18 protein-coding genes are annotated in these 19,933 nt (G+C 48.9%); 11 read left to right on the top strand and 7 right to left on the bottom strand.

The features are described from left to right. Nucleotides 1-6: 6 nt before the first annotated feature. The 7 genes from mrdA to P8P30_00925 all read left to right on the top strand — a co-directional run bounded on the left by mrdA (nucleotide 7) and on the right by P8P30_00925 (nucleotide 6,415). Nucleotides 7-1,782: a penicillin-binding protein 2 gene (gene mrdA, locus P8P30_00955; protein ID MDG1286114.1), complete on the top strand. Its 1,776-nt coding sequence runs from the start codon at nucleotides 7-9 to the stop codon at nucleotides 1,780-1,782. Further along, nucleotides 1,779-2,906, top strand: a complete 1,128-nt coding sequence (gene rodA, locus P8P30_00950; GenBank protein ID MDG1286113.1) for a rod shape-determining protein RodA — start codon at nucleotides 1,779-1,781, stop codon at nucleotides 2,904-2,906. The genes mrdA and rodA overlap by 4 nt, the downstream gene beginning before the upstream one ends. A 54-nt stretch (nucleotides 2,907-2,960) precedes the next feature. Then, nucleotides 2,961-3,695 (top strand): 3-oxoacyl-[acyl-carrier-protein] reductase, encoded by a 735-nt coding sequence (gene fabG / locus P8P30_00945; protein MDG1286112.1) that lies wholly within the window; start codon nucleotides 2,961-2,963, stop codon nucleotides 3,693-3,695. 95 nt (nucleotides 3,696-3,790) lie between these two features. Next, nucleotides 3,791-4,024 carry an acyl carrier protein gene (locus P8P30_00940; GenBank protein ID MDG1286111.1) on the top strand — a complete coding sequence of 78 codons (234 nt, stop codon included), beginning with the start codon at nucleotides 3,791-3,793 and terminating at the stop codon, nucleotides 4,022-4,024. A gap of 55 nt (nucleotides 4,025-4,079) precedes the next feature. Then, entirely contained in the window at nucleotides 4,080-5,354 is a 1,275-nt protein-coding gene (fabF, locus tag P8P30_00935) for a beta-ketoacyl-ACP synthase II (GenBank protein ID MDG1286110.1), read from the top strand. Between the two features lie 16 nt (nucleotides 5,355-5,370). Continuing rightward, on the top strand, nucleotides 5,371-5,883 hold the full coding sequence (locus P8P30_00930) for a disulfide bond formation protein B (GenBank protein MDG1286109.1): 513 nt from the start codon (nucleotides 5,371-5,373) through the stop codon (nucleotides 5,881-5,883). After that, a complete protein-coding gene (locus P8P30_00925) occupies nucleotides 5,864-6,415 on the top strand; it encodes a demethoxyubiquinone hydroxylase family protein (GenBank protein MDG1286108.1) in 552 nt (183 codons plus the stop codon). Before P8P30_00930 ends, P8P30_00925 begins: the two co-directional genes overlap by 20 nt. Here P8P30_00925 and P8P30_00920 read toward each other — a convergent pair. Further along, entirely contained in the window at nucleotides 6,412-9,198 is a 2,787-nt protein-coding gene (locus P8P30_00920; GenBank protein MDG1286107.1) for an RNB domain-containing ribonuclease, read from the bottom strand. The genes P8P30_00925 and P8P30_00920 overlap by 4 nt on opposite strands. A gap of 90 nt (nucleotides 9,199-9,288) precedes the next feature. On the opposite strand from P8P30_00920, the gene P8P30_00915 reads away from it, so the two are divergent. After that, nucleotides 9,289-9,996: an SDR family NAD(P)-dependent oxidoreductase gene (locus P8P30_00915; protein MDG1286106.1), complete on the top strand. Its 708-nt coding sequence runs from the start codon at nucleotides 9,289-9,291 to the stop codon at nucleotides 9,994-9,996. Nucleotides 9,997-10,053: 57 nt separating this feature from the next. Here P8P30_00915 and lysM read toward each other — a convergent pair whose 3' ends face one another. From lysM to P8P30_00885, 6 genes are all read right to left on the bottom strand, one after another. Next, on the bottom strand, nucleotides 10,054-10,512 hold the full coding sequence (gene lysM, locus P8P30_00910) for a peptidoglycan-binding protein LysM (protein ID MDG1286105.1): 459 nt from the start codon (nucleotides 10,510-10,512) through the stop codon (nucleotides 10,054-10,056). A 69-nt stretch (nucleotides 10,513-10,581) separates the two neighbouring features. After that, nucleotides 10,582-11,172, bottom strand: a complete 591-nt coding sequence (locus P8P30_00905) for a DUF3035 domain-containing protein (protein ID MDG1286104.1) — start codon at nucleotides 11,170-11,172, stop codon at nucleotides 10,582-10,584. Further along, nucleotides 11,169-11,657 carry a signal peptidase II gene (lspA, locus tag P8P30_00900; GenBank protein ID MDG1286103.1) on the bottom strand — a complete coding sequence of 163 codons (489 nt, stop codon included), beginning with the start codon at nucleotides 11,655-11,657 and terminating at the stop codon, nucleotides 11,169-11,171. The genes P8P30_00905 and lspA overlap by 4 nt, the downstream gene beginning before the upstream one ends. Then, nucleotides 11,654-12,580: a riboflavin biosynthesis protein RibF gene (ribF, locus tag P8P30_00895; protein MDG1286102.1), complete on the bottom strand. Its 927-nt coding sequence runs from the start codon at nucleotides 12,578-12,580 to the stop codon at nucleotides 11,654-11,656. The genes lspA and ribF overlap by 4 nt, the downstream gene beginning before the upstream one ends. A gap of 8 nt (nucleotides 12,581-12,588) precedes the next feature. Continuing rightward, nucleotides 12,589-13,530 carry a protein translocase subunit SecF gene (gene secF, locus P8P30_00890; GenBank protein MDG1286101.1) on the bottom strand — a complete coding sequence of 314 codons (942 nt, stop codon included), beginning with the start codon at nucleotides 13,528-13,530 and terminating at the stop codon, nucleotides 12,589-12,591. An 18-nt stretch (nucleotides 13,531-13,548) separates the two neighbouring features. After that, nucleotides 13,549-14,490: a calcium/sodium antiporter gene (locus P8P30_00885; protein MDG1286100.1), complete on the bottom strand. Its 942-nt coding sequence runs from the start codon at nucleotides 14,488-14,490 to the stop codon at nucleotides 13,549-13,551. Between the two features lie 101 nt (nucleotides 14,491-14,591). On the opposite strand from P8P30_00885, the gene P8P30_00880 reads away from it, so the two are divergent. Genes P8P30_00880 through P8P30_00870 form a run of 3 tightly spaced genes read left to right on the top strand, consistent with a single transcriptional unit; the run spans nucleotide 14,592 to nucleotide 19,928 of the window. Beyond that, a complete protein-coding gene (locus P8P30_00880; GenBank protein MDG1286099.1) occupies nucleotides 14,592-15,560 on the top strand; it encodes a TrbC/VirB2 family protein in 969 nt (322 codons plus the stop codon). A 4-nt stretch (nucleotides 15,561-15,564) separates the two neighbouring features. Then, the gene (locus tag P8P30_00875) at nucleotides 15,565-18,012 is read left to right on the top strand and encodes a hypothetical protein (protein ID MDG1286098.1); all 2,448 of its coding nucleotides are present in this window, start codon (nucleotides 15,565-15,567) and stop codon (nucleotides 18,010-18,012) included. Continuing rightward, on the top strand, nucleotides 18,009-19,928 hold the full coding sequence (locus P8P30_00870; GenBank protein ID MDG1286097.1) for a type IV secretion system protein: 1,920 nt from the start codon (nucleotides 18,009-18,011) through the stop codon (nucleotides 19,926-19,928). The genes P8P30_00875 and P8P30_00870 overlap by 4 nt, the downstream gene beginning before the upstream one ends. Nucleotides 19,929-19,933: the final 5 nt, after the last annotated feature.

The raw sequence follows: 19,933 nt of genomic DNA, 5'->3' as shown, positions 1-19,933 counted from the left end.
TAAAAAATGAACTTTCATAAACGCAAAGATTTAGAACATCCGGCCATTAGTCGTCGGGCGGTGTTGCTGGGTGCACTGGGCTTGGGTGGCATGGGAGTGCTGGCTGGTCGGCTTTATTATCTGCAATTTATTCGGACCAAACAATTTGCCATGTTGGCCGAAGATAATCGGGTGAAGTTGCAAGTCTTGCCGCCCATCCGCGGGAAGATTCTTGATAGAGAGGGCAAGGCGCTAGCCGAGAATGAGAGCGTTTTTCGTCTGTTCTTGGATTTAGATAAAAACCCTAATCCACGCGAGAGTTTGGCCAAATTACAGCAATGGGTGAGTTTGAGCGAAGAAGAACTAGAGCGTATTGAGAAGCTTCTTAAGCGCCGCCGTGCCACGGTGTTGATTAAAGAAAATGTGCCGTGGGATTCCGTGGTGACCGTCGAGCATAACATCCCGCAACTGCCGGGCGTGAGTATCGAGCAAGGGCAACAACGCATTTATCCCTTGGCCGAGCAAGCCGCACATGTGATCGGGTATGTCGGGGGCGTAAAGGATGCAGAGAAGAAGAGCTTTTATCGTTGGGCAGAGGCCAAGGCAGGACGTCAGGGTTTAGAGCGATCAATGGAGGAACGACTGCGCGGTGAGCCCGGTTTGCGTCAATTGGAAGTGAATGTGCACGGGCTTGCGCTGCGTAAACTGGATGAACGTCCGATCGTTAAAGGGCAAGATTTGCAGATGAGCCTACATCGCGAATTGCAGGCCTTCACTTATGATACGCTATTGCAGCAAGAAAGCGGCGCCGCGGTGATTATGGATGCGCGCAATGGTGAAGTGCTTTCCATCGCCTCCGCGCCGTCCTTTAATTCGACCGTGATGAGTCAAGGCATCGGCCAAATGGCTTGGAATAAACTGCGAACGAGCGAGAAATTCCCCCTACTCGATAAATCGATTACCGGCCAATACCCGCCGGGATCTGTCTTTAAAATGATGACGGGGCTTGCGGGGTTAGAGTCAGGAACCGCGGCGCCGCATCGCCGAGTTCATTGCCCAGGGCATTTCCGTGTGGGTCGTCAGCGCTTTAATTGCTGGCGCGTGGGCGGTCATGGACAGATGGATTTGCGCAATGCTTTGATGCAAAGTTGCGATACGTATTTTTACACTATCGCGCATGAAACGGGCATGGAGAAGTTGGCTGAGATGTGTGCACGTTTTGGCTTGGGGCAGAAGACCGGCGTGGATATTCCGGGTGAAAAAGGCGGCCTTATTCCCGGTGCCGATTGGAAACGTAAATCGTACGATCAGCCATGGTTCCCGGGTGATACGGTCAATGCTTCAATCGGACAGGGCTATGTGTTGACGACTCCGTTGCAGCTCGCTTCGATGACGGTGGCGTTGGTCAATGGCGGCAACTTGCATCGCCCGCGTTTGCTGCAGGAAGAAAAGAGCCAGCGGTTGGGCATTGACCCTGCCCATTTAGACGTGATTCGTAGCGGGATGGATGCTGTCGTGAATGCCCCGCGTGGCACTGCACGAGGCTCTCGCCTGCCGGATGTGGATTATTTGATGGGCGGTAAAACGGGTACAGCGCAGGTGCGTAAAATTAAGATCCGTGGACAAAAGCAATCGGAGCTTCCTTGGAATCAGCGTCACCATGCGCTGTTTGTTGGCTATGCACCGCTAGAGAACCCGCGTTATGTTTGCTCTGTTGTGATCGAGCATGGTGGTGGGGGGAGCGCTGTGGCGGCCCCAGTTGCGAAAGCACTTCTTCTTAAAACCAAGGAGCTGCTGGGATGATCAGTCACCGTGATGAGCTGAATTTCATGCAGCGCCTTGGACAATTAAACTGGGTGCTGTTGCTGCTTACATTGCTGCTGGGCGGTATTGGTATTGCGATGCTTTATTCGGCCTCAGGCGGCGACTGGCTGCCTTGGGCAAAAGCGCATAGCATCCGTTTTTCCGTAGGCTGCGTACTGATGTTGGCCGTCGCCGCGATGCCGCTAAAATTTTGGTATCAGTCAGCCTATCTTTGGTATGGGCTAGGCGTAGTGCTTCTGATCGTTGTGGAAGTGATGGGGCAGATGGGCATGGGTGCTCAGCGCTGGGTCAATATTGGTGGTATGACCATTCAGCCTTCTGAATTTATAAAATTAGCGGTGATTTTGGCCCTTGCAAGATTTCTTCACACGCTGCATCCGATGGATCGCAAAAGCCTTATCTGGATGATTCCTCCCCTTGTGCTGATAGCGCTCCCTACAGTGCTCATCCTAAAACAACCCAACCTTGGAACGGCAACTATTCTAGTCGGTATCTCGTTGGCGATTTGGTTTGCGGGAGGTTTGCTGTGGCGCTACGTGCTACTGGGACTTGCAGGGATTGCCGCTGTGGTTCCGCTCAGCTGGAATTTTTTGCTGCATGATTACCAAAAGCAACGTGTGATGACATTCCTTGATCCTGAATCCGATCCGCTTGGTGCAGGCTATAATATTATCCAGTCGGTCATAGCGATCGGCTCGGGTGGGCTAGAGGGAAAAGGCTTTGTCAAAGGCAGCCAAGGGCAGCTCGACTTTTTGCCAGAGAAACATACGGATTTCATTTTCACCATGCTGGCTGAGGAGTTTGGGTTTATCGGTTGTATCGGGCTTTTATTTATCTTCACCCTTTTGTTGGGCTATGCGGTGGCAATCGCCATTCGGGCAAGGCAGCGTTTTGGTGGCATGGTGGCAACGGGTGTCGCTGCGATGCTATGGCTGCATGTAATGATTAATACCGCAATGGTGATGGGCCTTATTCCTGTCGTTGGTGTGCCGATGCCATTTTTGTCTTACGGCGGTACGATCCTGTTGGCGACCTGCCTCGCTATGGGCCTGTTGCAAAATATCTATATCAATCGTGATACCGTATTAACGCGCAATAGTTGACCGCAGGCGGCAGCTCTAGTAATTCTCATTCAACAAAATTTAGGAGAGTTATCTATGGGCGCACTATCAGGAAAATCAGCATTAGTCACCGGCGCAACAGGTGGTATTGGCGAAGCGATTGCGAGAAAACTAGCGGCTGAAGGCGCCAAAGTTGCGCTCTCCGGCACACGCGAAGAAAAGCTAAAAGAAGTGCAAGCGGGCATTGATGGTTCAATTATTCTTCCCGCCAATTTAGGCGATGCCGAAGCGATTAATGGCCTGATTGCCGATGCGACGGAGCAGCTTGAGGGTATTGATATCCTTATTTGCAACGCCGGCGTGACCAAAGATAACCTCACCATGCGTATGAAGGATGAGGAATGGGAGCAAGTGCTTCGCATTAATCTCGATGCGGGTTTCCGCCTGAACCGCGGCGTGTTACGCGGCATGATGAAAAAGAGATGGGGCCGTATCGTAAATATTACCTCTGTCGTAGGTACAATGGGCAATCCCGGTCAAGCCAACTACTGCGCGTCAAAAGCCGGCCTGCAAGGCATGAGTAAATCGATCGCAATGGAAGTGGCGAGCCGTGGCATCACCGTGAATTGTATCGCACCAGGTTTCATTAAAACCCCAATGACCGAGGCGTTAGACGAGAAACAAACCGATCGTATCACCAGCAATATCCCCGCAGGTCGTTTTGGCCTACCCGAAGATATCGCCGCTGCCGCTGCCTTCCTAGCCAGCGATAATGCAAGCTATCTGACCGGCCAGACCTTGCATGTTAATGGTGGATTGTTGATGGTTTAGGCTCCTATTTCTTGCATTCTGTTATTTCATGTGCTACCCAACGCATAGAAACCCACTGGGTGTAAGACAACTATTTGAATAACAAGGATAATCAAATGAGTGATATTGCTGATCGCGTAAAGAAAATCGTAGCTGAACACCTAAGTGTGGAAGCAGACAAAGTCGTAGCAGAAGCTAGTTTCATCGACGATCTAGGCGCTGATAGCCTTGATACTGTTGAACTAGTGATGGCTTTCGAAGAAGAATTCAACATTGAAATCCCTGATGAAGCGGCTGAAAAAATTCAGACGGTTCAAGATGCAGTGAATTTCATCCAAGAAAATTCATAAGCGAATACGCTTAATTTAATTAAAAACAGGGGCGCTTTTTGTGCCCCTGTTTTCCATCACACATAGGAGATTTCTCATGAGACGTGTCGTTGTTACAGGAATGGGTTTGATTACACCGCTTGGTGCAGGTGTCGAAGCAAGTTGGAAACGCCTCATTGCAGGTGAAAACGGTTTCAAGAATATCGATAATTTTGAGACGCATGACATCCCTTGTAAGATCGCTGCTTATGTGCCCAAAACAGGCGAAGGCGCTTTTGAGATTGATAATGTGCTGGATAAAAAAGATCAGCGCAAAATGGATGAATTTATCCATTATGGTATTGCCGCTGCAGATGAAGCGATTGAAATGTCTGGCATTAAAGACATTATTGAAAAAGAAGCGGAGCGTATTGGTGTTCTGATTGGTTCGGGTATCGGTGGTTTGCCAGCGATTGAACGTACGGTTCAGCTGATTGCTGAGCGTGGTGCAAAACGGGTTAGCCCTTTCTTTATTCCTGCATGTTTGATCAATTTGGCCTCAGGCCATGTTTCGATCCGTCATGGTTTGAAAGGCCCTAATCACTCGGTGGTTACGGCATGTTCAACAGGCGCGCATGCGATTGGTGATGCCGGTCGTTTGATTTCTTACGGTGATGCTGATGTGATGGTAGCAGGCTCTGCTGAAGCCACTATTTGTCGTACGGGTATGGCGGGTTTTGCTGCTGCACGTGCGCTATCGACCAGCTATAATGACACGCCTTCAAAAGGCTCCCGCCCATGGGATAAAGGCCGTGACGGTTTTGTGATGGGTGAAGGTGCGGGTATTGTTGTATTGGAAGAATATGAACATGCGAAAGCGCGTGGTGCGACGATTTATGGCGAGCTTGTGGGCTATGGCCTATCAGGTGATGCGCATCATATTACCGCGCCTGCCTCCGATGGTGATGGCGGCTTCCGTGCGATGCAATCAGCTCTTCGTAATGCAGGTCTTGAGACGTCGGATGTAGATTATATTAATGCGCATGGTACTTCAACGCCGCTCGGTGATGAGATTGAATTGGGCGCGGTGAAACGCCTCTTTGGTGAAGATGTTCACAATCTTTCGATGTCATCGACTAAGTCTGCGATTGGTCACCTTCTCGGGGGTGCGGGTAGTGTGGAAGCGATCTTCTCATTACTAGCAATCCGCGATCAAATTGCGCCACCCACGTTGAACCTAGAAGATCCATCTGAGGGTTGCGATATTGATCTCGTGCCTCTCAAAGCGAAGAAACGCGAAATTAATACCGTGCTTTCTAATAGCTTTGGTTTCGGTGGAACGAATGCTTCTGTTGTGATGAAGAAGATTTAACCCTATATTTAGGGCTATGGACTTTCTAAACCGACCAAAATCTACGCTACGTCTGGGCGGAATGCTGGTGGCAGCATCGCTTATCATGGCGCTGATTTCGCAATATGGTTTTGAGCTCTGGCCGTGTGACTTATGTATTATACAGCGCTATCCTGCGGCGGTGGCAGTGGCGATTGCTATTATGGCTGAATTCCTGGGTCGCCCGCGCTTTATGTTGGCGCTCTTTATGCTTGCTTGCCTAGTGACGGCGGATATTGCGCTCTATCATACGGGAGTAGAGCAAGGCTGGTGGCCGGGACCAACGAGCTGCAGTGGCGATGGTCTCTCCGGGGCGGTGCTTTCCCTAGAAGAACTCAAGTCTGAGATTATGGGCGCACCACTGATTCGTTGCGATAAGCCCGCCATTGAAATCATGGGAATCACCATGGCGAGCGCCAATGTGCTGTTCTCAGGCCTCTTATTTATGATGGCATTTATGGGACTGATGAAATCACGTAACGGAGTCGAGAATGTCGAAATTAACGGATAAACCTTTGCCGGGAAGCCTGTCAGAAGAGGCCGAATTAGAAAGCATGATTCGTGTGAATCATGCGGGTGAGTATGGCGCGAAGCGCATTTATGAAGGCCAGCTCGCTTTCATTAAAGATACCGATGCTAAAGCCAAAATTCAGGAAATGGCTGAGCAAGAAGAGGCCCATTTAGAATATTTTGATTCGCAAATTAAAGCGCGAAAGGTGCGTCCGACGGCGCTGCAGCCGTTGTGGCATTTAGGCGGTTATGCGTTAGGTGCGGCCACGGCCATGATGGGTAAGAATGCAGCGATGGCTTGCACGGTTGCTGTCGAATCTGTCATTGACGAACATTACGCTGAGCAAGAAGCGATGCTCGGCAAGGATGAGAAAAAGTTAAAAGATAAAATCACTCAATTCCGCGCCGAAGAGCAAGAACATCACGCTACCGGCCTTGCAGAGGGTGCTGAAAATGCTGTGGCCTATCCTGTGCTTTCCGCAGGTATCCGCGGTATTACCAAGCTTGCCATTGAGCTTAGCAAGCGAGTTTAATTCGCCGGAATAATATCGCGACCGTTCATTTTGGCGGTGTAGGGCACGCGCGACGAGAGTTCATCGCCTTGGGCGTAGCGTTTGAGGATTTTCTTCTCGTAAACAGTCAATATGTCTTCGATTTTTGTATCTCCGTAATCTGCGCGTTCATGCAGGTAGCGCAGTCCCGCCTCGTTGGCGAATGTATCGGCGACTTCGGCCTGAGTGCTCTGGCCAATAAATTCGCGTTTGATGGTTCTATTTAATGTGAGCGTCATGCGCGATTGCCAGATAGGTTCGCGGCGCTGGGTGAATTGATTGGTCGAGCTACGACGCATGGTTCGGTCGATCCATTCGCTGGTTTTATCGATCCATTCCAACGCATCATCGGCGTCAATCGGGATGGCATGCAGCCGTTCGCGTTTGCGGAATAGCCCTTCATGCACGGGACGCATTAATTTGCTGCGTAGCAAGGCCTGCCACGCCAAGGCGCGCGCCGTTTTCTTATTCTCGCCGACACAAATAAAGGAGATCGGATCTTTATCGGTTTTCTTAGTGGAAGCCTGAATATGGTAAGTCTTGGTTTTACGATTCCAGTGTCGCTCCACATGGATATTCGCCTCTTCGGCTTTCTCTTTCAACAGGTCAATCATGGTAGAGTTGGGCGAGGTAAGCTCCTTCATCCCGGCTGCCGTCATGAGGCGTAACGCGCGTGGCAGCTTAACCTTCTGTGCGGGTACAAGAATATCGAAGGCCAGTCCGTGCAAGAGTTCAATCCTTGCATGGTGACGGGTGGTTTTACCCCAATATCCAATCGAGAAGTTCGGCGAGAAGAGCGTTTGCTTCGTCGCCTCTGCCACTGTTTCATGCGGCACTGGATTCAGGCTCATGCTCGCGACAATGGCACCTTTGGCGATGAGTGAGGCATGGGTAGAATGAATTTCCCAAACATAACGAGTTTCGAGATATTTCAAAAAACCTTTGGTGAAAGAAGGGTTGCTCTGAAAGCGGTGGAGCAGGGCATCTTGCAAGTTCCGCCAATCCTCGCAATTTTTCTGGAGCCAGCTTTGCGAATCTTCATCGGCAAAGGCAGCATCTTGGGCAGCATCTTCAGGGGTTGGAATTCTCATTTCAACCAGTAATGTCGCTAAATCCGAGGGTTCCTTTAAGCGCCCTTCTTGCATGCGTCGTAGGATTTCAGAAGCGGGAATACGGTATTCTCGTTTTTGATGAGCCGCCAAATGCAGGGCGAGGGGGAAGCGTTTCTCAGCAGAGAATTCAGCAATGGCGGTACTGCGTTCCCGATGGTTATCCATTTCGAGGGCGTTGAGCACTTGCAGTTCGGCCAGTTCTAATTCGCGTTCAATTTGGGTGAGCATGAGTTTCTGCGCCAAGCGTTCCCGCTCGGTTAATTTACGGCTCGATTGATTCAGGTTAATCTCACGTGCAAGCGTGTCCATTTCAATAGAACTATAAGGCGGGTGATTAATACCGCTATCGAGCCTTATGACCATCGTCTTGGCGAGCTTTTGGCATTTATCAAGTGCGAGCTTTGGTGAGAGATCATGCAGAAATGCGGCTAAATATTTATGCAGATTTTTACGGCATTGTTTGCGGCTGGTTTCACGTTCAGACAGTCGCAATTGACCCACCCATTGCACTAGCTTCGCGCCATTAGAGGGAATGTCTTTCTCAGGATGAGCGCGTAAAGTTCCGATAGAATGGGTGATCTGTTCAAGCGTAATATCAGGCACGGCGTGATTGATACGGAAAGCAATTTCGGCAATGGTTTCGCTTACCCAATGCTGCATGCGCTGGTTTGGAATATCTGAGTATCGGCGTATGGGGGATGTGACGTGGGAATAGGCATATTCGCCCAACGCTGCATGGCGGCTGCGGCGAGCGGCATAAGTGGCGCGATCGAGGATTAATTTGATATTACTGTGATGTGATTTTATGAGTGCTTGGCGCGCATCAGTGGCTTCGCTTAATGTCTCATAACCTCGGTGAGTATTGATCCCGTCAAGCTTCACCTGATGCACTCGGAAAAGATAAGGCAAGTGGCAGGCATCAAAGAAACGGGCATTGGCGCGATTGGCTAATAGGGCAGTTTCTTCGACCATTTTACTGGCGGCGCTATCGCGGGCGGAGAGTTCTATCACGCTGCCCTCTTCGCTAATATGGGTGATTTTGTCGTGCAAATCATCGCTCATGCTAATGGGTAAAACGCCTTCATTGCTGCGCCGGCGGATGCGCTTGAGCAAGCCGCTATACTCGCTCCATTTGGCGAAGCGGCCTTGCGGGTTTTGCTCAATATCATCGGCGATTTGTTTGTAATTTGCAATCTCTGGGTGGATAAGGCTCGCAAAGATTTCGATATTTAGAAGCCGCTTGGTTCTCATATCGATTGTCACGCGGGTGGTCATGCCAGCGCGGATGCTCTTATCGGAAAGGCTGAAGATTCCATTGCCATTTTCTCCATCATCTTGGCTGAGGCGAAAAGGGAACATCGGCTCCACTACCGTATCGGCACCATATTCGGTTTCGGTCATTTTGCGGGCGCGCTTATCGAGGAAACTATCTTTGGAAATAAAGCTGGCCACATCAGCAATCGTGACATCGACGATGAGCTTTCCGCCTGTCTCCTTGAACCAGATGGCATCATCACGGTCATATGAATGGTCGCTATCAATGCAGGCTCCGCGCACGATGGGGCGGGCTTCACGGGCTTCCCAAGAGTCAATAGTGCTCAAGGCAGCCTGAGCGACTGCTTCCGTTTCAGACTGTATGTCTGGTCTAAGCATCTGGTTTATTATAGCATAAATTGACAGAAAATGCGCGTTTGGCGCGAATTGGGCTTGTCATTGCCCATAGTTTGCGGCATTCGTGGCAGCATGAAAACACTCGAAGGTAAAGTCGCACTTATCACAGGCGCAAGTCAGGGAATCGGCGCAGCACTCGCACAAGCCTATGCAGGCGACGGAGCGCAGGTGGTCATGGTCGCACGCTCGGTTGAGCGAATGGAGCAGATTGATGATCTCATCCGTGCAGAGGGCGGCAAGCCTGCCGTAATCGTTCCATGTGATTTGTTGGAAATGGATTTGATTGATGCGATCGGCCCCAACTTGTTAGAGCGTTTCGGCAAGCTAGATATTCTGGTGGGTAATGCTGCGATGCTTGGCAATCTCGGCCCCCTCACGCATATGGAGCCAAAGACGTGGCAAAAGGTGATGGATCTAAACGTCACGGCAAATTATCGCCTGCTTCGTATTTGCGAGCCATTGCTTAAACTCTCCGAAACCGGTGGGCGTGTGATGATGGTGACCTCGTCTGTTGGCCAAAAAGCGGCACCTTATTGGGGTGCTTATAAAGTGAGCAAATCGGCACTGGATGCGATGGTGCAAATGGTGGCCGCTGAATGGAATGAAACGAAGTTACGCATTAATGCGGTCAACCCGGGTGCGACTTGCACGGCGATGCGTGCGAAAGCCATGCCGGGTGAAGATCCGGAAATGATCAAAAAGCCGGAAGAAGTAGTGCACTTGTTCTTAGAATTAGCTAACGATTTTGACACGCGAAACGGTGAAATTATCAACGCATAAAAAAAGCCACCTCGAATAAACGAGATGGCTTTTCCGTGTTTTTGCTTAAATTAAGTATTAAGCAGCCGCCTGTGCAGAGGCACCTGGAATGCGTAGGTTTTGGCCCGGATAGATACGGTCAGGGTCTGAGAGCATTGGCTTATTCGCTTCAAAAATCTCAGGATAACGACCGGCGTTACCGTAGAATTTACTTGCGATTCCACCAAGCGTGTCGCCGCTTTGTACAGTGTAGAATGTGGCTTCAGGAGCAGCTTCTGTAATGTTTAAGTTAGACTCAACTTGTGAAACACCTGCGATGTTACCGGCGATAAGAATCGCTTTTTCAGCCGCTTCAGCAGTAGGTGCCGTACCGTTAAGCGTTACTTTATCGCCATCAACGGTTGCTTCTAAACCTTCAATACCAAAATCATAAGTTTGAATTTTGTCTTGAATGGCTTCGTTTGCGTTTGCGTCAGAAATACCAACTGCGTTAGCTAGTTTTTCGCCTGCGTCTTTAAAGAAATCAAAAATACCCATTATAAACCTCCATGTAATATTGTGGAAGGCGGAGACTATCAGGTTTCTGCGGTATTTCCAGTATTTCTACTAAAATAACGTTTCGAGAACGCCACGCTCGGCGGGCTCAACCACAGGGGTATCGCCTTCGGTGATAGCTTTGCCTGCTTCAGCATTAGCCTTAATGCGGGCTTTTTCCTTTTTCGCATCTACAATCACATCTTCTGTTTTTGTAGGGACGAGCCAGTTATCTTTGGCCTCTTCTTTGGTCTTTACGCGCTCTTTATAAATGCGCTCGCGGATGTTCGGATCAGCTTTGGAAACCCCCGCACGTGAAAGCAGAGCATTATCAGCTTGCGAGCCGATAGCATAAGCATCAACTACGCCTACAGCGGTTTCGGCAACGCCCATTTTGCGGCGGATATCATAATCGATATCGCTAATATCTTTGCCATCTACGATGAGTGACTTGGCTTGCAGGTCTGCGGGCGGCAGGCCGAGGCTATCTTCGCCTTCAACGGGTGGGCGCAGTTGGAAATCGGGCGGAGTGGAAAGCGGCGGGCGTGATACGACTCGAAATTCATCAGGTGCTTTGCGATCGAGGCCCAGCATATCGCGCGCATTCTGGCCGTCACAGGCGGTAAGGCTTAATAATGAGGCGACGATAATTAGTTTTTTCATGTTTCACTCGTAGTTGGCGCAGCGCGCTGTTTCGGCTCTATTATAGTTTCAATCAGCAACAGTACAACCCCGATAAATATCGCAGCATCAGCGATATTAAAGGCTGGCCAGTGCCATTCATTTAAATGGAAATCGAGAAAATCGACGACGGCGCCGTAAAGAATGCGATCAATGATATTGCCGATCGCGCCACCAATGACGAAGCCAAGCGAGATCGCCGCAAGGCGTGATTCTGCTTTCCATAACCATACGAGCAGCATGGCAGTGATGGCCAGTGCTACGATGGTGAGAATGATCGGCATCCATTCCGGGTGGTTAGAAAGCATGCCAAAGCTTACGCCACGATTCCACACTAACACGAGATTGAAGAATGAAGTGACCTCGCTAATGAAGCGGCTTTGCAATCCATCCATCACAACCCATTGCTTGCTCACTTGGTCGAGCACTAGGATGACGATGGCGATGAGGAGCCCGAGGCGTTTCATGTGGATTTGCTTTCTTTAAAATAGTCGCGAGCATTCTGTGCATCGCGTTTAATTTGTTCTATCAGCTCTTCGACGCTTGCGAAGATCTCTTCGGGTCGCAGGTAGTGATTTAACGCTACTTTCACGCGCTCGCCGTATAAATCGGGTGACACATCAAATAAGTGCACTTCCATCAAAGGGCGGGTCAGTGGATACATCGGACGGATACCGTAATTAGCCACGCCTGGGTGCTGCGTGCCATCGGCGCGAGTCATCGTTACGGCATAGATGCCATAAGCGGGGGAGAATAAATTGGGAGGCGCGATGTTGGCCGTAGGGAAATCCCATTCGCGCCCGCGCTTATCGCCATGTAAAACACGACCAGCCATTTGATAATTGCGTCCAAGCAATCCGCGTACTTTATCGGGGCTGCCGTCACGCAAGCCTTGGCGAATGCGGGTGGAGGAGCAGGGCTCGCCCTCAATCAAGAACGGTTTTATCGGCGAGTAACCAAAAGGTGCGATTTTAAGCATTTCGGCATTGCCGCCGCGCTTATAGCCGAATTGGAAATCACTGCCTGTAACGAGATGTTTGATGCTTAAGCCATCGATCAAAATTGTCTGAATGAAATCTTCAGCAGGCAGTTTCGAGAATTCGCGATTGAAGGAAAGTATGAATGCATGATCTACCTCAGCACCTTTAAGGAGTCGTAATTTTTCGGCTACGGGAAAGAGGCGAAGCGGGGGGAGCTCGGGGTTAAATAGTCGACGAGGGTGCGGCTCAAAACTCATGACGGCCAGAGGTGCGCCAAGTGCCTCAGCTTGTTTCCTCGCTTCGGCAAGTACGGCGCGGTGGCCTAGATGTAGTCCGTCAAAGTTACCCAGCGCCAACACGCAACCGCGTGCCGATTCGGGGAGATCTTTATGGGTGCGATGTAACTGCATGGCGACAGCTAGGCGGTTGCCTCAACCTTACTTTTCTCGCTCATCGGTCGTTCATCGGGCAATTTGAAATAGATCAAAATCGGCAATGAGATGTAGATGGAAGAGTAAGTTCCTGCCACCACACCAAACAGAATCGCTGCGACAAACCCTTGGATCACTTCACCGCCAAGCGTGACGAGTGCAATAAGGGCCAGTAAGGTCGTACCAGAAGTAAGTAAGGTACGGCTGAGGTTAAGGTTAATACTTTCGTTTAGCATCTGCATGAGTGGCATCTTTTTGAACTTACGACGCATCTCACGCACACGGTCAAATAATACCACCGAGTCATTAATCGAGTACCCGAGGATGGTCAGAATCGCCGCCACGGAAGCGAGGCCAAATTCATACCCCATGAAGGAGATAAAGCCGAGCGTTGCTATCAAATCATGCAGCAATGCCAGCACAGCGCCAAGACCAAACTGCCATTCAAAGCGGAACCAAATATAGATGAGAATTGCTGTAATTGCGAGCACCATGGCCAGCGTTCCTGCTTGGATAAGCTCCTTACCTACCGTCGGGCCGACATAATCGACCTTACGATAATCAATGGTGTAGTCTGTTATCGCAAGTTTGTCTTTTACGTTAGCGATTAGTGCTTTTTGATCACTACCTTCGCGTGATTGGAAGCGTAGCATGACTTCCTTTTCATCTCCAAAATGCTGGAGGCTGACTTCGCCATAATCGGCGGAAGGAAAGAGCGGACGGAAATCGGCCAAAATCGCGGGCTTGTCGGTGCGGACTTCCATCAACACACCGCCGGTGAAATCAATCCCCCAATTTAACCCGCGCGTGAGGAGTAAGAAAATCGCTCCCAATACGATGAGTGCAGAGAGGGCAAAGCCGAACCAGCGTCTGCCCATAAAGTCAAACTTAGGTGTATCGCTAAAGAAACGCAGTGGAAAAATTTGCATCAGGGTGCCCCAAAATAATTAGTACTGAACAGCGATATAGCCGATAAATGCGATGGTGCCAACACTTCCTGCAATACGGCCTAATTTACAGCCTTGCCAAATACCGAATACGAGCAGGATACTGCAGGCAATGAGTAGCGGAATATCGTTCGTTAGGAACACAGGTAGCACGTCGAGCGGCTGGATCATGGCGGTGAAACCGACAATGCCGAAAATATTCATCAAGTTGCTGCCCAACACATTACCCACGGCCATCCCCGCCTGGCCCTTGCGTGCTGCGATGAGCGAAGTAGCGAGTTCAGGCAATGAGGTGCCAATGGCAATAATGGTCAAGCCGATCACACCTTCGGATACACCAAGGGCAGTTGCCGCTTGTACGCCGCCATTTACGAGTAATTTTCCGCCTAATACCATCACGATAAGTCCGATGACCGTATAAATAATCGCTCGGGGTTGCGAGAGATCAGCGCCGCCCATTTCGTCTTCTAATTCAGCTTCAATTTCCGAAAAACCATCCTTCTTGCCCTGCGTAAAGGTGTAATAAGTATAGGCTAAGAGCATGATGATAAAGAGTCCGCCTTCAAGCTGACTAATTTGCCCGCTTTGCGCAAAGATCCAAAATAAAACACTTACAATAAGCAAAACATAGCCATCAGGCTTCAAGAGCCCTTTATCCAGCGTGAGAGGGTAAAAGAGCGCGGTCACCCCCAAAATAAGGAGGGTGTTGCTGATATTGCTGCCGACGACATTACCAATCGCCATATCGGCATGGCCATCGAGGGCAGATTCAAGGCTAACCACGAGTTCGGGCGCGCTCGTGCCATAAGCGAGGATGGTTAGGCCGATCACGGCCGCAGAAATACCGAGGTTTTTGGCTAAAGCAATGGCGCCGCGGACTAATATTTCGCCGCCGCCAATCAATAAAATCAGCCCGCCAGCGAGCAATGCAAAAGTTTCCATACGCGGTTTATAAGGCGCAATGTGTTAAAACGCGAAGTTTTTTGGCTTTCATACGGCTATTTTCATGGTTTTGTCATATTAGAAGCGTATAATTATTGAATATGAATAAATATTTACCGAAATATTCCGAATACCTCTTGTTAATAACGCTTGTTTGGCTCGTGCCTGACGCGGCTTATGCGAGTAGTGTTTCTACCGTTCTATGTACCGTGGGTGGTTATATCTGGGGACCTGTTGGAAGTGTGTTAGCGATGCTCGGCGTCGTTGCAATTGGCTTGATTTCCATGTTCGGGAAAATTCAAATTTCCAGTGTTTTGACCGTCATGGTCGGTATTGCGCTTATCTTTGGTGCTCCAGGGATTTTGGAGCAATTATTAGGGTCTAGTTTTTCTAACAGTTGCGGCATCACGGTGAGCACGGCTGAAGCGAAAGCTATTGCGAATAGTACTTTTTACCTAATGCTTAGCTGCATTCTCTCTTGGTTCTTAGGACCGGTCGGTAAAGCGATTGCGACAGTGTCTATGATTCTGCTGGGGTTATTCGCGAGTTACGGCCGCATCTCTTGGTATCAGGCATTGTTAGTGGCTGTCGGAATTGCGACCATGTTTGGATCCGTAGGTATTGTGCAATCTCTAGGCGTCCCTGTGTATGATTCAAAGGGTGTCGTCAATAACTTGAGTTATGGCAGTCTCTGTATGGGGAGTGTAAGCTCAGTTATTTCGATTGAGAAAATTCTCTGTAATATGATCGGCTGGTTTACAGGTCCGATCGGTAAGGGTATTGCGACACTTGCTATCATTATTTTAGGGATCGGAGCTTTATTTGCCAAAGTATCTTGGGGCATGACAATGGTGGTTGCTTTAGGAGCGGCGATGGTCTTTGGCTCTACAGGTATTGTCAAAGCATTAGGAGCGGATCCATTGCTTTACGGTTGTGGAACGGGCGATCTTCGAAATCCAAAAGGCGTGCGGCCAATGCAAACGCTGCCAACGCTTCCATCCGGGCCGGTGGTTTCAACGACAACCCCAACGACAACGACTATTCCTTTGCCGCCGGTAACACCGCCATAATATTATGAGCTTATTGAAACGAAAATCAGAAGACTTACAAGAGCTGCGTGATATTGCAGATGATGTGGATGAGGCGGCGTTCTGTCCTTATGCCTGCCATGTTGATCCACATACGATTCTTACCAAAAATGGAGAATTACTGCAGACGTTAAAGATCGTTGGTTTTACTTATGAGGACATTGCTCAAGAAAATGAAAATTTACGTGATGTGATACGCACCGCGATCACCCAGTCTATTTTAACGACGGATTATGCCATTTGGTTGCATACGATTCGCCGCAAAGCCTCGCTCAAACCAAAGGGTGATTACCCTGCTGATTTTTCAAAAGTACTCAATGGCATGTGGGGTGAGTTGAAAGACTGGGAGCATCAGTATGTGAATGAGGTCTACTTGACGATTGTGAAGGAAGGCGAAACATCGGATATGGGTAATTTGCCGCGCTTCTTGAGATCTATTGTGCCGGCAATGGAGCGTAAAAGCCGATGGAAGTTTTTAGAAACGACTAAGGATGACTTGAACGCAACAGTAGGTCGAATTCATGAGCATTTATCTGGATTTGGGGCAAGGAGATTAGGGTTTTATGAGCAAAATGAAGTGGTTTATTCAGAGCCGCTTAGTTTTCTTAGTAAGCTGACGACGTTACTTGATCAGCCGATGCCGCTACCGGACATTGGTTTGGATGACTATCTTACGGCGCAAGAAGTGACCTTTGGCTTCAATGCGATGGAAGTGCGCGAACCGGATGGTCGTCGGCGGTTTGGCTCCCTTCTAAGCGTGAAGGAATATCGTGAGCTTCCAACCGATTCGATCGATTTGCTACTACAGGTTCCGGCTGAATTTATCATCACGCAATCCATGGATTTTATCAATGCGAAGAAGGCGCTTGGAGAATATAAAAAACAAGAACAGCTTTTTAAAATAAGCGGTGAAGAAGAGCTCCCGAAATTGACGGGGTTGGCTGAAGTTTTGCAAAGTGATATCAAAACAAACGTAGATTTTGGTGAGCAGCAACTCAGTATTTTTACCTTGGGTGATACGGTTAAAAAAATGGAAGAGAGTGTGGGGCACGTCGTGCGCGCACTGAACGGAATTGGTATTATCGCGATGCGCGAAGATATTAAATTTGAAGAAGTTTACTGGTCGCAGCTTCCTGGAAATTTTGAATTTCTAAGGCGATTACGCTCGATCGCGGCAGCGCGTATCGGTGGCTTTGCCAATATTAGTAACTACCCCGCTGGTCTCGCAAGTGGTGGGCCATGGGGGGCTCCGGTGACCGTTTTTCATACGGCGGCACAAACACCGTATTTCTTCAATTTTCATATCGGTAATAATGGGCATACAGCTATTATTGGGCCTGAAGGCGTAGGGAAGACGGTTTTATTGAATTTTTTGCTTTCAGAATCGCAAAAATTCCATCCTAAAGTTTACTTCTTTGATCGTGACCGGGGTGCGGAAATCTTTTTGCGTTCCATCGAGTCAGAATATTATTTTATTGATCGTCGTGATGCTCATGAATCCAAAGAGCAGGAGCGTCCGACGTTTCATAAAGTGCCGCGTATGAATCCGTTGGCGATGGAGAGTACTCCGCAGAATCGTTCGTTTTTATTAATGTGGTTGGATGCCATGTTGCGTGCAGATAAATTCTACCGCCCGGAAATGAGTGAAGAGTTTTGGCCAGATTTTGAGCGTGCCTTGGATTATATTTACTCGCTGCCAAAGGAGGAACGCTGCTTAACTCCACTGATTGATTATTTAAAAGAGCAATCACCCAAACTCGCCACGAAGATGTATGGCTGGTACAAGCAAGGTGAATTTTCGCGCTGGTTCGATCATGTGGAAGATGATTTAGATGTATCGACTGCGCGTAAGGTGGGGTTTGATTTAACGGCTGTGGTCAAGATAAAAGAGGCAATGCCTGCGATCGCAGGCTATTTGCTTCACCGGGTGGTCGAGCAGCTCAATGGCGAACCGACCATTATCGTATTGGATGAGGCTTGGGAATTGATGGATAATCCAATTTTTGCGTCTCGCATGGGTAGCTGGTTGGAAATGTTGCGTAGCCGAAATGCGATTGTGATTATGGCAACGGAGAAGGCGGATGAAGTCTTAACGAGCCCGCTTAGTGCGCAAATTATGCAACAGGTTGCAACGCAAATTTATATGCCAAATGCAGCGGCTCAACCTCAGGAATATGCGAAGATATTTGGCTTAACGCCGATGGAAACGCAATATTTAGGTAAAATGAGCTTGCGTCGCCGACAGTTTATGCTGAAGCGTGGCAGACAATCGATTGTGGCCGAGCTCGATTTACGTCAGTTAAAATCTCAAGTTGCCTTGCTCTCGGCGAAGGAGCCGGGACTTAATGCGATGACAAAAATTATGTCTGAGAAGGGGCTGAAGCCCAAAGATTGGCTTTTCGATTTTTTTGCGGAGGTAGAGAAAGAAGAATGATACAAAAATTTGCGGTTCTGTGTTTAATTTTGCTGGGAGTGAGTTTTTTCCCGGCGATTGCGCAGGCGCAGATTTTAGGTATCGAAATAAGCGGCAATCTAGGCACGGTTTGTACCGGTGGAGTGGCGCCCGGTGATAGCCTCTTTGCGAATAAGCCAGGTGATCCTTTTATCTGCGCTTCCAATGCATCAATGTTTGCGCGCTTTTTCTGTATTATTGAGACGACACTTGGGCTGGTGTTGGGAACCGCTTTTTGTGCCATTCGTGATGCATGGGTAGCGCCTTTTGCAGCGATGATGATGCTGTTGATGGCGGTGACGGGCATTTGTTTTGCGACCGGCATTGTTCGGTTTACCGTTAAAGATGTGTCTCTGCTGATTTTCAAAATGGGCTTGGTCACTCTTTTTGTAACCAATGCGGGGGTGGCGCTTGACCTTGCCTATGGCCTTTATGTTGGGATCATGAAAAATACGGTCAGGCTGATGATGTTAGGCTTTACTGATTTAGCTGCCACAGCAGGTAGCGCCGCTTCGGCGATTGAAAACTCCGTGGGCCTCAGTGGTGGCGGGAATGCCTTTACGGAAGCGGATAATAAAGTGGATTGGCTTGTAAAAAAGGTTCATGAAAAGGCGAGCAATGTTAACCCGTGTACAACCTTAACCTTTTTAGGCGGGTTATTACTTGTGGTTCCTTTCGCTGCAGGGATCGTGTTCATGGCGTTGATTACCTATTTGGGTTTCTTTGCCCGTGCCGCTTACGGATATCTTTATGCGTTGATCATGGTCACGTTCCTGATCGCTGCGATGCCGATCTTTGTCAGTTTCGCGCTGTTTAAAACAACAGATGATTTATTCACGCATTGGCTATCTTATTTGGGTTCCAATGTGATTCAGATTTTTATTATTTTTGCTATTATGGGCTTTGCTGCCTTGGTCGATTTAGGAGCTTTCATAAAAGAGCTCGATCTATTGATAATGCCGCATACCGGGAACCTTTCAGGTGGGTGGCTTAACATTGGTGAAGTCACAGCTTGTAGTATTTGTGAGCCCAATTTTACAACAGAGAAGGGCGGAGGGGTGCCTTATGATCCTACTATTCACTTTGGAAGGCCTTGGCTTGATACAGGCGCTCCTTGCCCAACTCCGAAAAAAGCATTGGATTGGGGCAAGGTTATGGCGCATGGGGTGTTCTTTAAATATCTGGCGCTTAATGGGGTTGCGCTATTCATCATAACGATGATCATGGAGGAATTCATGAAAATGGGCCCTGATATGGCGAGAATGCTGGGTGGAGCGAAGCTCATACATACTATTACCGGAGCGTCTACGATGGGGGCAAGGTACCATTCGGTTTCGAGCGCGCTGCATACGGGGAGTGTGTTATTTGAGACTGGCGCTAAACAGCGCTGGCGAACCGATGGTCAAACATCGTCTGATCGCGGCTTCTTAGCCAATACGACAGTGGGCCGAGTATTTAGTGCTACGGCGGGTGGTTTTGCTACTGCAGCAAATGGTGAGCATGTGATGTATGGTGGAGGAAATCAGGATGAAAACGATACTAGTTATAATCAGGAGCGGCGCGATCTTGACAGGGCAAAAGAGCAAGCCAACACGCAAGTGAGAACGACCATTGAAACCTATAGTGATGCCAAAACAAAAGCGGAAAGTATACAAAAGCTCTATCGTAAGGGAGAGGCGACACTGGATCAGGTAACGGTGGCGAATCAGAATTTAGCAAAAGCACATGAAAATGCAGTCAAAGCTAAAGACATTCGAGATGCTCAGGAAAGCGACGTGAAGCGCGACAAGGCGGCGGGTAAAGAATATAAACAAGGGCTCCGTAAATTAGAGAAAAATCCGAAATCCGTAGGTAAGTCTGTAATAGATAGCACACTCGAAGAGCCAGGTGGAGGCTAATGATA

It is taken from the genome of Rickettsiales bacterium, from assembly GCA_029252805.1.
GTDB lineage: Bacteria > Pseudomonadota > Alphaproteobacteria > Rickettsiales > JALZUV01 > JALZUV01.
This window is presented reverse-complemented; position numbering and strand designations above follow the sequence as displayed.

Bases quoted from the DNA above. Each gene is read 5' to 3' on its own strand.
- lysM (MDG1286105.1), bottom strand. From the start codon at position 10,512: ATGGGTATTTTTGATTTCTTTAAAGACGCAGGCGAAAAACTAGCTAAC.
- P8P30_00925 (MDG1286108.1), top strand. From the start codon at position 5,864: ATGTCGAAATTAACGGATAAACCTTTGCCGGGAAGCCTGTCAGAAGAG.
- secF (MDG1286101.1), bottom strand. From the start codon at position 13,530: ATGCAAATTTTTCCACTGCGTTTCTTTAGCGATACACCTAAGTTTGAC.
- fabG (MDG1286112.1), top strand. From the start codon at position 2,961: ATGGGCGCACTATCAGGAAAATCAGCATTAGTCACCGGCGCAACAGGT.
- ribF (MDG1286102.1), bottom strand. From the start codon at position 12,580: ATGCAGTTACATCGCACCCATAAAGATCTCCCCGAATCGGCACGCGGT.
- P8P30_00885 (MDG1286100.1), bottom strand. From the start codon at position 14,490: ATGGAAACTTTTGCATTGCTCGCTGGCGGGCTGATTTTATTGATTGGC.
- mrdA (MDG1286114.1), top strand. From the start codon at position 7: ATGAACTTTCATAAACGCAAAGATTTAGAACATCCGGCCATTAGTCGT.
- P8P30_00905 (MDG1286104.1), bottom strand. From the start codon at position 11,172: ATGAAAAAACTAATTATCGTCGCCTCATTATTAAGCCTTACCGCCTGT.
- lspA (MDG1286103.1), bottom strand. From the start codon at position 11,657: ATGAAACGCCTCGGGCTCCTCATCGCCATCGTCATCCTAGTGCTCGAC.
- P8P30_00870 (MDG1286097.1), top strand. From the start codon at position 18,009: ATGATACAAAAATTTGCGGTTCTGTGTTTAATTTTGCTGGGAGTGAGT.
- P8P30_00920 (MDG1286107.1), bottom strand. From the start codon at position 9,198: ATGCTTAGACCAGACATACAGTCTGAAACGGAAGCAGTCGCTCAGGCT.
- rodA (MDG1286113.1), top strand. From the start codon at position 1,779: ATGATCAGTCACCGTGATGAGCTGAATTTCATGCAGCGCCTTGGACAA.
- P8P30_00880 (MDG1286099.1), top strand. From the start codon at position 14,592: ATGAATAAATATTTACCGAAATATTCCGAATACCTCTTGTTAATAACG.
- P8P30_00875 (MDG1286098.1), top strand. From the start codon at position 15,565: ATGAGCTTATTGAAACGAAAATCAGAAGACTTACAAGAGCTGCGTGAT.
- P8P30_00915 (MDG1286106.1), top strand. From the start codon at position 9,289: ATGAAAACACTCGAAGGTAAAGTCGCACTTATCACAGGCGCAAGTCAG.
- P8P30_00940 (MDG1286111.1), top strand. From the start codon at position 3,791: ATGAGTGATATTGCTGATCGCGTAAAGAAAATCGTAGCTGAACACCTA.
- P8P30_00930 (MDG1286109.1), top strand. From the start codon at position 5,371: ATGGACTTTCTAAACCGACCAAAATCTACGCTACGTCTGGGCGGAATG.